Origin of the sequence: Paenibacillus terrae HPL-003 (assembly GCF_000235585.1) — a bacterium.
GTDB classification, from domain to species: Bacteria; Bacillota; Bacilli; order Paenibacillales; family Paenibacillaceae; genus Paenibacillus; species Paenibacillus terrae_B.
The window spans coordinates 2,916,542-2,929,401 of the sequence record NC_016641.1 but is presented as its reverse complement, the minus strand read 5'-3'; the positions used below and the strand labels follow the sequence as shown (position 1 = coordinate 2,929,401).

Below are 12,860 nucleotides of genomic sequence, written 5' to 3'. Positions count from 1 at the left end.
GCAATTACGAGTATACAGCAGGATGGGAAAGAACCACTGAGTAAAGGCGGCCTTTATCCCCCTTTCAGCCATTTGCTGCAAACGGATCGCTTCCTATATCTTAAAATATACATACATAATCGGAGGTTGCCATGACTACTAAATCTGCTACAAAAAAAGAAGCGGGCCAATCGCTCCCTCTGCCGGGACCTCAAGCGAAGGGCACCGTTTTTGCGATTCTGATTGCCATCAGCTTCGTTCATCTGTTCAATGACTCGATTCAATCGGTCATTCCTGCGATCTTTCCGATCTTAAAAGAATCCATGAGCCTGAATTACACGCAGATCGGCTGGATTTCATTCGCCATCAATTTTACAGCCTCGATCATGCAGCCGGTCATTGGCTTGTTTTCGGACAAGAGACCTACGCCCGCGATCCTTCCGATCGGCATGGGCTTTACGCTGACAGGCATGCTGCTGCTCGCCTATGCTGCCGATTATAAAGCGGTGCTGATCGCAGTCATCTTCGTGGGTCTTGGCTCGGCGGCCTTTCACCCGGAAGGCTCGCGGGTATCCCATATGGCGGCCGGACCACGTCGTGGGCTGGCTCAGTCCATTTTTCAAGTCGGCGGCAATGCGGGCCAATCGCTGGCACCGATGCTTACGAGCTGGATTTTTATCCCATTGGGGCAATTTGGCGCCATCTGGTTCACAGGTATTGCTGCCGCCGGGATTGTGGTCCAGTCGTTCATCGCCCGCTGGTATGGTAACGTCCTGCGCACAGAAGGCTATGCACGTAAAAAAGCGGTAGCACGCAGCATGAAGCCCGAAGCACGCAAACGCATTATGTTTGCCATGATTGTCCTCATTCTACTGGTATTCGTCCGTTCGTGGTATTCGACCTCGGTCGGAAGCTACTATTCGTTTTACCTGATGGAAGTGTTTAAAATGCCACTGGCTGATGCACAACTGTACATTTTCCTGTTCCTCGGGGCTGGGGCGCTGGGCACCTTCTTTGGTGGTCCACTGGCAGACCGCTTTGGTAAACGCAATATGATTTTCCTGTCCATGGTATTGGCCGCACCTCTGGCGCTGGCGCTGCCTTATGCCAACCAATTCTGGACGGCGATCTTGTTGCCGATCATCGGATTTATTATGCTATCGAGCTTTTCGATTACGGTCGTATATGCCCAGATGCTCGTACCCGGCAAAATCGGAACCGTCTCCGGTCTGATCACGGGCCTCGCTTTTGGCCTTGGTGGGGTAGGTGCGCTTGTGCTCGGCAACTGGATTGATAAGGTAGGCATCACGAATATCATGTTCCTGTGCGGCTTTTTGCCGCTGCTCGGCATTTTGACATTTCTGCTTCCTACAGATAAAACCCTGAACCGCTGGGCGGAAGAAAACGGAGCCGAAGTGTAACAGGCAAGCGAAAGCTGCTACGTATATCATCATCTGCGAATTCGTGTGGCGGCCATCCCGGCCGCTTTACACCTTCGTAGTCGCATAACCTGCTTCCCCAAGCAAGCCAAGATACATACCCTCTTGTATCCCGAATAATCCAGTCAGCTCTCTTCTTCCGCCAAACGCATCAAAATGCGGCGTTTCCTGTATAGCATTTTCCCCGCCTCAGCTACGTCACGAATAGCGCTTCGATTCGCGATGGAGCCGAACAAAATGCCTGCAATCGGGACCATCTGGAACAGCTTTTTCCATCCAAACTGATCGCGATAGGTGTTAATGACTTCTCTCCACCCCTGCATTTGGGAAAAGACCTGTGCCTGACGTGAAGAATCATCGAACAAGGCCAGTTCCTCCAGCACAGCCTTTTTGCCCACAATATCGGATGAAGCAAATTGCATACATTTGATAATAAAAATGCGTTCCTGCTTCTCATCAGGATTAAAGCCGTAGCATATGGCCATTTCCTGAAGCACTTTGAGCGACATTCCGAGCAACATAGGAATATCCGCCGCAATGGTAAACACACCGCCGATCCCCGTTGTTGCTCCCTGAGCGGTGGCAAAGGTGATGCGGCCTGACGTAATATCATCAGCGGTCTGATCCATGATCGTTAGCGGCAACTCAGCCGCCTGCTTCAATCCCCACGTCGGTTCAAAACTACCGTCCGAATCAGCGTTTTCCCCATCATGAAGCCGATCCTGCGTATTAGAATTGGAATCCGCGCCATTTTGCCGAATCACGTGTTCACAGGCCGTCCTTTTCAGCTTATTCAGAACCGTTTCTTCTTTCACCAAATATTTACCACCGTTTTGGATAAAGCTTCCCAGCTCGTTAAGCAGTTGCTCCAGCTTGTCTTTAATGATTTTAGGCGTCAGTCGATCCAGCAGCATAAAAGGCCATCTGCCGATTTTTTCCCAGAAAAAAATGTCCTTTTGCTCTTTCTCCCACGCCTCAATGGTTTTCAGCTCATGACGCAATAGGTCCTGACTTTCACGATATTGTGCTACCTGCTTCATAGAAGTACACGTCTCCTTTTAGCCATGCTTGTTTATGTAATGGGTAATACGTAAGTAAGGTGAGTTCACGTTTCTCTTTTTGTACATTTTTTAAGTTCAGCTTATATAGCGAATGAGATGTTATAGTATGTTAAAAATATTACAGATTGGAGTGTAATCATTGATTAAACCCACATACACCTCACAGACTGCTTCTACTACTAACGTGGAGCTTGTACCTTACCATTGTGAGCATGATGCCATTTTACATACCTTTTACTTGCCTGAGGAGCAGAAGCAGTTTACTGGAATGCCGGATCAAATGCTGGCACTCGCCAAGGAAGATCCACACCGCCATCCTGTCGTGATTACGGCTACTGGAAGACCCGTGGGATTCTTCATTTTATACGATGGAGATGAATTAGCGGACTATACGAATACTTCCGAGGCTCTGCTGCTGCGTGCTTTCTCTATTCATTACGCAGATCAGGGACAAGGATACGCTAAACACGGGTTGCTTCAACTGCCCCAATTTATTGCTAAGCACTTCCCACATGTTCGCGAAGTCGTGCTGGGTGTCAACGCCCGTAATCTGCCTGTTCAAAGTCTGTATCTCAAATGCGGCTTTAAAGACGAGGGCGACACTAAGATGGGATCGCATGGCTTGCAGCATATTTTAAAAATGAGCCTGCATAGCTAACCTCTATGCGTCCTCGTCAACAATAAAGCTCCCGGCACTAGCACCGGGAGCTTTTATCATTTTATTTCTCCTAACGAAAAGCTTAGTTTGTAATTGCCGTACTGCGTCAGTTCATCAAGCATGGTATTTAGCTCTTCCTGTGACGACATGCGCAAGCGCATCCAGTAACAGCCCTCCCCACTAACCCGATGAATCTCAACAATAGAGGGATGCTTCCGTGCGAATGCCTGAAAAGCACTATGAACGGTTCCCGAATTCAAAAACACCGTAATAAAGGCATGAATGGTCTGCCCCATTTTTTCAGGATTCCAGCGTAGCGTATAGCCTTCGATGATGCCTGCATCCTCCATCTTTCGAACACGCGCTCCTACCGCTTGGCCTGTCAAATGTACAAGCAGACCAATCTCCTTGTGCGACAAAGAGCTGTCCTCAATCAGATGATGAAGAATGCGCAGATCAGTGTCATCGGGTACGAATAGTTCCATAGCCATTTTTCCTTTCATGATGAAACGAGAATTCTTGTTTTCCTTTCAGCAGGCCGTAGCCTGTATCTTCTTGCATCAGATATGATTGTAACAGAAACAAGTAACTGCCGAATATATCCGGCTAAAAAATTCTTTCGATTATACAAAAGGAGCTATCCATATATGAAAATCACACTGATCCGCAATGCAACCCTATGGCTGGAATATGGTGGGGTAAAATTTCTGATCGACCCGATGCTGAGCGAGCCTGGTGTAAATCCACCTGTTCCAAATACGGAGAATGAACGTCGCAATCCGTTGGTTCCCTTGCCGCCACAATGGGAAACACTTGGACAGCCTGACGTTGTGATCGTTACGCATTTGCACCCGGATCATTGGGACCCGGCGGCTGTACAATGGCTGGACAAGCAAATTCCCGTCTTCTGTCAGCCCGGTAATGAAGAGCAAATTACTGCTGACGGTTTTACACAGGTCAATCCGATTTGGGTGGTTGGGTCTATGGGAGAAATTGAGATTATCCGCACAACCGGACATCACGGTACTGGAGAAATCGGCGAACAGATGGGCCCCGTATCGGGCTTTGTATTTCAGGCTCCGGGTGAGCCTGTTGTCTATTTGGCCGGGGATACGATCTGGTGCAGTGAAGTCGCGGAAGCACTGGACGAATACCGTCCTGACTGGACGATTGTGAATGCTGGAGGAGCACGGTTTACGTTAGGTGACCCCATCATTATGACTGCCCAGGATGTGACGGCGGTAGCGCAGCACGCCCCGTATTCACAACTCGTAGCTGTCCACATGGAAGCAATTAACCACTGTCTGCTCACTCGTTCCGAGCTTGCGGAACATATCAACCGTGAAGGCTTGGGGGATCGTGTCCATATTCCGGCGGATGGAGCGACGATTTCAGGATAGTCACCGTTTGCGCCCATTTCGAATATATTGGATTTCAAAACGCCTAAAGAAGGGATCAACAATGAATTTGCAGTATCCTAATTACGGTACAGAAACCCAATGTAAAGAAGTTCCGATTGCTTTCCCTCCCCAGCATCAATACAGACAGCCGGGGTTGGAGTATCTGATGGTTCCACGCCCTATTTTTGATAATCCTAAATATATCGGCACGGGAAAGCTTCAGGATCGGGTAGCTATTATTAGCGGCGGTGACAGTGGTATTGGTCGTGCGGTTGCAGTGGCCTTTGCCAAGGAAGGGGCCGATGTGGTCATTGCCTACCTCGATGAACATCGGGATGCGATGGAAACCCGCGATGTGATTCACAAACTAGGCAGACGTTGTTTGTTAATTCCGGGCGATCTGAGGCAAAAAAGCAACTGCTGTCTGGTTGTCCAAAAAACGATGGAAACCTTCGGCCGTATTGATATCCTCATTAATAACATGGGTGTTCAGTTTGTGCGCGAATCGTATCTGGATATCAGTGAACAACAGCTTCGTGACACGTTTGACACGAATATAATTTCCTTCTTTCATATGACCACAGAAGTACTGCCATATATGCGGGCTGGAGCCAGTATTGTCAATACAGCTTCGGTTACAGCATATGTCGGGCAAAAGAATCTAATTGACTATTCAGCTACCAAAGGAGCCATTGTTAGCTTTACTCGCGCTCTGGCTAATAATCTGGTCGATCAGTGCATTCGCGTGAACGCCATTGCTCCCGGTCCGATCTGGACTCCGCTGAATGCCGCCACACAATCACCGGAAGCGATCCGCACCTTCGGCACCAATACACCGATGAAGCGTGCCGGGCAGCCTTATGAGTTGGCCCCCGCTTATGTGCTGCTGGCTTCGGATGACGGCTCCTTTATTACAGGCCAAACGCTGCATGTCAATGGCGGACAAATGGTAACGACCTAAACAAGAAACCTCCAGCATCCACATTTCGAGTGGGACTGGAGGTTCCTTTTATCTGTTTACATATTAACTTTAGAGATAGCCGGACGTGGAACGCTAAGCCGATCTTTTGTTTTTGTTGTAAATATCGAAGGCTACCGCCAGCAGCAGCACCAAACCCTTGATGCCTTGCTGCCAGTCAATGCCCAGACCGATCAGGGACATGCCGTTATTCAGTACGCCCATGACCAAGCCACCGATAATCGCTCCAAAAACCGTCCCGATCCCACCGGATGCCGAAGCCCCGCCGATAAAGCAAGCCGCGATGGCATCCAGCTCAAAGTTCGTACCTGCTCTCGGTGTAGCCGCGTTCAGACGTGCAGCGAAGATCAGACCGGAAATGGCGGCCAGCACGCCCATGTTCACGAATACCCAGAACGTTACTTTTTTCGTTTTGACACCGGACAGACCCGCTGCCTTTTCATTTCCACCCAACGCATACACATGACGGCCCATAACCGTGCGGTTCATGACGAAGGAGTACACAACGATCAGTATGAACAGCAATACGAGAATATTCGGGATTCCCGCATAGCTTGCGAGCATAAAGGTGAACAGATTAATGACAGCAGCTACCACAATCAACTTGAGTAAAAATAAAGTCTGTGACGGAACCTCAAAGCCGTATTTAAGCTGGGAACGGCGCTCGCGAAGCTCATTGACGATAAACCAAACCGTAAGTGCAATGCCGACAATGATAGATACCAGGTTATAACCGGAGGATGCAAAGTCCGGCAGAAAGCCCGAACTGATTTTCTGAAAGCCACCCGGAAAAGGGGAGATGGATTGGCCTTCCAGCACAATCATCGTCAATCCGCGAAAGAGCAGCATTCCCGCCAACGTAACGATAAACGCCGGAATCCGCACATAGGCGACCCAGAACCCTTGCCATGCGCCGATCAGCGCTCCGACTACCAAAGATGCAATGACGGCGATCCACGCCGGAAGTTGCCAATCCACCATCATAATGGCGGCAACCGCACCGACAAAAGCGGCTATCGAGCCGACAGACAAATCAATATGTCCAGTGATGATGACCAGCACCATCCCGATGGCAAGCACGAGAATGTAGCTGTTTTGCAGAATCAGATTTGTAATATTAATCGGCTTCAACAGCAGGCCGCCCGTTAGCACCTCGAACAGGATCATAATGACGACCAGCGCAATCATCATGCCATATTGGCGGATGTTATTTTTAAATAATTTAGTTATGGTTTCCATGCTTCACGCCTCCCGACTTGGTCATATATCTCATCAATGTTTCCTGCGACGCGTCCTCACGGCTAACCTCTCCGGTAATCCGCCCGGCGTTCATGACGTAAATCCGATCACACAAGCCCAGTACCTCTGGTAGCTCGGACGAAATAACCAGCACTCCCTTGCCTTCAGCGGCAAGTCGATGAATAATCGTGTAAATTTCATATTTGGCGCCCACATCAATGCCGCGTGTCGGCTCATCCAGAATCAGAATATCCGGCCCGGCAAAAATCCATTTGCTCAATACCACCTTCTGCTGATTGCCGCCGCTCAGATTGCCTGTTTTCTGTAAAATGCTCGGCGCTTTGATGTTCATGCTCTTTTTCATATCCTCAGCAACGATCACTTCCTCCTGCTCATTGACGACAACGCCTTTCGTCAGCTTGTTCAGGCCAGTCAGCGAAATATTGCGCTTGATATCGTCCATCAGAATCAGGCCAAACTCCTTGCGATCCTCGGTCACATAAGCAAAACCGTTGTTAATCGCGTCTGTTACCGTGTTGTTCTGGATCGGCTTGCCGTCCTTGATCAGTTGACCGGAAATATTGCGTCCATACGCTTTGCCGAAAATGCTCATCGCCAGCTCCGTCCGTCCCGCTCCCATCAATCCGGCAATACCGACAATTTCACCTCGCCGGATGTTCAAATTCACCTGATCCAGCACCTTGCGCTCCGCATGATGCTCGTGATACACCGTCCAATCCTTCACTTCCAAAATGACTTTGCCAATTTCCGCATGGCGCTCCGGGTAACGGCTGGTCAGATCACGTCCAACCATCCCGCTAATAATCCGGTCCTCCGTGACCTCATCCTTTTTCATATCCAGCGTCTCAATTGTCTTCCCGTCCCGTAAAATCGTGATGGAATCGGATACCTTTGCGACCTCATTCAGCTTGTGGGAAATGAGAATGCAGGAAATGCCCTGCTTTTTAAATTCCAGCATCAGATTAAGCAGATTTTCGCTGTCGTCCTCATTCAACGCCGCTGTCGGTTCATCGAGAATGAGCAGCTTTACCTTTTTAGAAAGCGCTTTCGCAATTTCGACCAGTTGCTGCTTCCCGACCCCGATATTCGTAACGAGTGTATTGGGATTTTCGCTCAAGCCGACCTTGGACAGCAGCTCACGTGTACCCACAAAGGTCTCTTTCCAATCAATCACACCGCCACTAGCGCGTTCGTTGCCCAGATAAATATTTTCGGCAATCGACAGATACGGAATCAGTGCCAGCTCCTGATGGATAATGACGATGCCCAATTCCTCGCTCTGCTTGATATCCTTGAACTCACACGTTTTGCCCTGGAAAATAATATCCCCTTCATAGGTCCCATGCGGATATACACCGCTCAGTACCTTCATTAGCGTTGATTTGCCCGCACCGTTCTCACCGCACAGGGAATGGATTTCGCCTTCCTTGATCTTGAGATTTACGTTTTCCAACGCCTTCACACCGGGAAAGGTCTTGGTAATTCCCTTCATTTCCAAAATGATTCCAGTCATGGGATACGCTCCTTTCGGTTGAATAACCTGCTCCTATTTCAGCCCGATTTGCTCCTTGGTGTAATAATGGCTGCCGACAATATCCTTCTCGACATTCGTCCGATCCACCGAGATCGGGTCAAGCAAATAAGCAGGGACTACTTTTATTCCGTTGTTATACGATTTGGCATCATTCACTTTCGCTTGCTTGCCCTGTAAAATGCTGTTGGCCATCACGACCGTTTGCTCAGCCAGCTTGCGAGTATCCTTAAATATGGTTTGCGTCTGCTCCCCGGCCACAATTGACTTGATGGAAGCCAGCTCTGCATCCTGCCCCGTAATGATCGGCAGCGGCTTGTTCGCTGATCCGTAGCCAACCCCTTTGAGGGATGAAATAATACCGATGCTAATCCCGTCATACGGGGATAACACCGCATCCAGATTCGCTCCCGAATAGTAGGCACTCAGCAGATTGTCCATCCGCGACTGGGCCAAGGCTCCGTCCCACCGCAGCGTAGCAATTTGCGCCATCGTCATTTGCTTGCTGCGTACGACGAGTTTGCCAGAATCAATATACGGCTTGAGGACAGACATCGCGCCGTTAAAGAAGAAATACGCGTTATTGTCATCCGGCGAACCGCCGAACAGCTCCACATTGAAAGGACCTTTGCCTTCCTTCAGCCCCAGCTTTTTCTCAATATACGACGCCTGTAGCACGCCCACCTTAAAGTTGTCGAAGGTCGCATAATACGTCAGATAAGGCGTGTTCCGAATCAGTCGGTCATAGGAAATGACCTGAATCCCCCGGTCATGTGCCTTCTGGATTACATCCGTCAGCGTGTTACCATCCACTGATGCAACCACCATGACATTCACACCCTTGGTAATCATATTTTCGATTTGGGAAATTTGATTTTCTACTACGTCCTCGGCGTACTGCAAATCCGTTTTATAGCCTTGCTCCTGAAACAGCCGGACCATATTCTCCCCGTCTCCTACCCAACGCTCGGACGATTTGGTCGGCATGGAAATGCCCACATAGCCTTTTTCCTTGCTGCCTGTGCCACTCTCCGCCAAATTACAGGCCGAAAGCATCAGGGCTAAAACCAGAAGCCAGACGACAACAGCTCCTTTTTTCATATAAAGCTCCCCTTTCCTCATGTGATGCGGGTCATTTTGAAGGTAAGGATTTTGCAAAATCCTCAGGTAAGTGCTGATTAGAGTAGATGTTAGATAGCGCTTACAATAGAGTGGCGATGAACGCCTCTCCTTTTCTTATGTGCAACCACATGGTATCATTCCAGGCCGGGAAAGGTCTTTGCTGGTTTTGAACTTTTTTTATAAAATTTTAACCTTTGTGTGGGGGGAGGGAAATCACACATGAAAAAAAAGATAACTCCTGATTATTGGAGTTATCTTGAGCAGGGCCTTAGGCCTTAATATAGTGAATCTAACTTGTCATTTCTTTATTCGAAGGGTTCTGGTAAGTGGCTGTAATTTACTCCATTAATCTTTTCCACATAAACATCAATACACTCTAATAAATCCTCATTAAAAATCGCAAGGTTTTTTCCACCTACATGCATAGTACTTTTGTACTCGATCCCTTGGTAACCTTTACTTTTTATAAAGTCACTTATATATTGTGTAGGGAGGTAGTCCAGTGGACTATCCTGTCTTCTTAAGGGCTTAGCAATTTCATTACCTATTTTCTCTAAGTGTCTTCTGTTTATTGCATGTTGGAGAAAGTCAATGTCATCTATAGTGCTAAAAGGGCTTATTTGATGTAAATTCATTAAGTTTACTATAGAAATATCTTCTTTTAATCTGAAACTTCCAATTGTCACAAAATCATGGGCCCCTGCCCTAATTTCATGTATGGTTGTCTCACTAAGTTTCGACAGATAAAGACAACTAATTCCTGAGGCATTTACTCGTCCATCTGAAGCAATATCTAAAGGAGGAGCTCCCATTTTATTTTTTTCCAACCCTCCTGCATCAGAAATTCTTGCCCTATAAAAAGTAGTGCCTTTTTCATAGGACTTTTGAGCATATTTGAGAAATGAATTAAAGATATCTAAATTAAAATAGTTAGTATGAAATCTGTTTTCATTTCTAATTCCTTTGACGAAATCTTCCCATGTATAACTTTTTAGAAGAGAGTTTTCCAAAACATAGTTCTCATCTTGAAACTCATCAATACCAACAAGCTCGTCAAATATGTTGGGGCTCTCATCATATTTTTGTTTACATATATTCTTAAGTAAGAATATTATTTTTTCTTTTTCTAAGTTGAATATATTCCAGTTTTCGAAGAGTTCATTTCGCAAGATATCCAATTTTTCTTTTGGAAAATTACTAGGCAAATTACTTAATGGTTTATACGTATCAAGTAACCCATCAAACAATTGAATTAAATCAACACTGGGCTCATCAGTGTCATATATATATGTTTCCATTTTACCACAGACGTCGCAATTCCCCTTTTTATCAAGCGTTTCTATGATATCCTTAATATGAATATCTTTAAAACAATTCAAACAACATATCATACTTAATACACCTCATTTAAAAAATCGCTCATGAGTTCAATGTGGTGCATAACTGAAAGTTTTTTGACCGTTCCAAGACCCGGATAAGTACCATTTTCATAGTGCTCCATAAGTTTCCTGATTCCGTATGTATCTAAGTTTTTCTCTTTGTTCCACTTCACTAACTTTGTTAGAGCCTCACCAAATTTACCTGCCGGATCTTTAATATCATCATTAGAATCAGATACGAAATGTCTAATTCTTAAATTGTTTTTTTCATCAAAATATACAATGTGCATCGCAACAGCATATGGGGCAAAACCAGACTCAATATAATCAGAACCGATTACGGAATAATCAGAAAATCCTTTATAGCCATCGTCAGCGAAATATAAATGATCATCTGAGAAAAATTCGTCTATAGCATTAATATAGTCAGAATTACGCGTTTTTTTTGCAAACTTATCATTGAAAAGGACCCTGTTATGCCTAATAGTTCTTCTAAAAACACTCTCATCAGGAATTAAGTTATACCTTGTTTCTTTGTCAGCGAATGTCTCTGAGTATTGGGCTAAATAATCTCTATTTTTATGAATTAAGATAATATTATCCTTTTCTATTCCTTGTTCAAACAGACTTTTTAATTCATGTACTGTATTTTCATTTGTAATATGTGTACCTAAGACATATTGGTTTTCTAACAAATCAACAAACTTTTCTGCATTTTTATCGCTATCACTATTTTTAATCTCATTCAAAAAATTTCCTACTTGTGGATTTAGTATAGGAGCAATAAATCTTGCTTCTTGAGAAAATAGTTCTAATGTTTTAGTCAACGTTGAAGAAAGCTTTACAGGCTCAATAATAGGAAGTATATTTTTACCAATCAATTTATACTCGACCAATTCTCTAATTGCGATCAATTCAAACTGTTTTCCTCTTAAATATGGAAAGTACATATTTATTCCCCCTTAAATTTTTCTTTTAAAAAAACATCCATTTTAAAATAGTCATCCTCTTTGAAATTTGAAAAGTATACCAAGAACTTTAATTGAGTCGGAACCTTCTTGTATTCATCTATTGCTTTGATATTACGAGTTTTTAACTCAGTAAGTGTAAGTCTATATGCTTCTAGTATATCTATTTTCTCAAATAAATGGAAACACTCTTTATAATAATTAAATTGACTTGTACTAGGCAATTCTCCATAAAAATTTGAAATTATACGTTCAAATTCTTGTTTTCTTAGAATCCCAAACATTGCTTTATGATTAAGTCTGGAGTTATCCTCAACTGGTTCTTTTCTTATGCTTATCGTATTTCTGTCAGTTATAACACTTATTCCAACGCTGGTGTTATTCAGCAAACGATTGAGTTTTTTATAATGAGATTCACAAGTAACAACACAAACATTGTTAAACGCTGCGTAATAATCATTTAACTGACTACCCAACCTATCAAAAGAATCTAACTCAGTTTTGATTTCATAAACAACAGCTTTTCCATTAATCAGGACAAAATCGGCTTTTGATTTACGAATCGGAACTTCTGTTAATGCCACTGTAGTATTAATACTATGTCTACCAAGCAATAACTTATTTAAAAGTGTATTTTTATAAAAATATTCATTGCGGTAATCAGTCATTAGAATTTTATAAATTCGATCAATAACCGTTTTATTCTCAAGTTCGTTGTACGCGTCATTTAAATAACGTTTCACACAACTTCCATACACTTCATTTGGCTTTCCATTTATTAAATCCTTAAAAGTACTCTGAGTGAATACTTTACTTAATACTGTATGATTCTCGCTCATTTTTTCCACCTAACCTTTAAAAAACTTATTTGACTAAGTTTTTTTCAATATCCTAAGCATACAACATGAACATACCTACTTCCACCTTGTATTTATTACAATAGTACCCCTTTTTATTCTTAAAAATATATTATAATACACTAAAAATCCTCTAAATAATTAAACTTTATTAAAAAAGTCCACTGCTTCGAGAATAAAGAACGATCTCATGAAAATTCTATTATGATAATACCTCTCTTTAAATC

At 44.5% G+C, this 12,860-nt stretch carries 12 protein-coding genes; 4 read left to right on the top strand and 8 right to left on the bottom strand.

Translation table 11 applies throughout. The features are described 5' to 3' along the window. The first annotated feature begins 131 nt into the window (after positions 1-131). On the top strand, positions 132-1,400 hold the full coding sequence (locus HPL003_RS13335; protein ID WP_014280192.1) for an MFS transporter: 1,269 nt from the start codon (positions 132-134) through the stop codon (positions 1,398-1,400). Between the two features lie 143 nt (positions 1,401-1,543). Here HPL003_RS13335 and HPL003_RS13330 read toward each other — a convergent pair whose 3' ends face one another. Next, entirely contained in the window at positions 1,544-2,458 is a 915-nt protein-coding gene (locus tag HPL003_RS13330) for an EcsC family protein (RefSeq protein ID WP_014280191.1), read from the bottom strand. 160 nt (positions 2,459-2,618) lie between these two features. Here HPL003_RS13330 and HPL003_RS13325 point away from each other — a divergent pair, with 160 nt between their 5' ends. Next, positions 2,619-3,137: a GNAT family N-acetyltransferase gene (locus HPL003_RS13325; protein WP_014280190.1), complete on the top strand. Its 519-nt coding sequence runs from the start codon at positions 2,619-2,621 to the stop codon at positions 3,135-3,137. A gap of 56 nt (positions 3,138-3,193) precedes the next feature. Here HPL003_RS13325 and HPL003_RS13320 read toward each other — a convergent pair whose 3' ends face one another. Further along, complete coding sequence (locus HPL003_RS13320; RefSeq protein WP_043922391.1) at positions 3,194-3,622, bottom strand: Lrp/AsnC family transcriptional regulator; 429 nt, start codon at positions 3,620-3,622, stop codon at positions 3,194-3,196. Positions 3,623-3,784: 162 nt separating this feature from the next. Between HPL003_RS13320 and HPL003_RS13315 the strand changes: the two genes are divergently transcribed. Next, positions 3,785-4,537, top strand: a complete 753-nt coding sequence (locus HPL003_RS13315; RefSeq protein WP_014280188.1) for an MBL fold metallo-hydrolase — start codon at positions 3,785-3,787, stop codon at positions 4,535-4,537. A gap of 61 nt (positions 4,538-4,598) precedes the next feature. Continuing rightward, positions 4,599-5,498 (top strand): glucose 1-dehydrogenase, encoded by a 900-nt coding sequence (locus HPL003_RS13310; RefSeq protein ID WP_014280187.1) that lies wholly within the window; start codon positions 4,599-4,601, stop codon positions 5,496-5,498. A gap of 93 nt (positions 5,499-5,591) precedes the next feature. On the opposite strand, the gene mmsB is transcribed toward HPL003_RS13310, so the two are convergent. From mmsB to HPL003_RS13280, 6 genes are all read right to left on the bottom strand, one after another. Next, the gene (gene mmsB, locus HPL003_RS13305) at positions 5,592-6,755 is read right to left on the bottom strand and encodes a multiple monosaccharide ABC transporter permease (protein ID WP_014280186.1); all 1,164 of its coding nucleotides are present in this window, start codon (positions 6,753-6,755) and stop codon (positions 5,592-5,594) included. Further along, positions 6,739-8,289 carry a multiple monosaccharide ABC transporter ATP-binding protein gene (gene mmsA / locus HPL003_RS13300; protein WP_014280185.1) on the bottom strand — a complete coding sequence of 517 codons (1,551 nt, stop codon included), beginning with the start codon at positions 8,287-8,289 and terminating at the stop codon, positions 6,739-6,741. The genes mmsB and mmsA overlap by 17 nt, the downstream gene beginning before the upstream one ends. Before the next feature lie 33 nt (positions 8,290-8,322). Beyond that, positions 8,323-9,408 carry a multiple monosaccharide ABC transporter substrate-binding protein gene (chvE, locus tag HPL003_RS13295; RefSeq protein ID WP_014280184.1) on the bottom strand — a complete coding sequence of 362 codons (1,086 nt, stop codon included), beginning with the start codon at positions 9,406-9,408 and terminating at the stop codon, positions 8,323-8,325. 326 nt (positions 9,409-9,734) lie between these two features. Then, positions 9,735-10,820 (bottom strand): RES family NAD+ phosphorylase, encoded by a 1,086-nt coding sequence (locus tag HPL003_RS13290; RefSeq protein ID WP_014280183.1) that lies wholly within the window; start codon positions 10,818-10,820, stop codon positions 9,735-9,737. A 2-nt stretch (positions 10,821-10,822) separates the two neighbouring features. Next, a complete protein-coding gene (locus HPL003_RS13285; RefSeq protein WP_014280182.1) occupies positions 10,823-11,758 on the bottom strand; it encodes a sce7725 family protein in 936 nt (311 codons plus the stop codon). A 2-nt stretch (positions 11,759-11,760) separates the two neighbouring features. Next, positions 11,761-12,615, bottom strand: a complete 855-nt coding sequence (locus HPL003_RS13280) for a sce7726 family protein (protein WP_014280181.1) — start codon at positions 12,613-12,615, stop codon at positions 11,761-11,763. Positions 12,616-12,860: the final 245 nt, after the last annotated feature.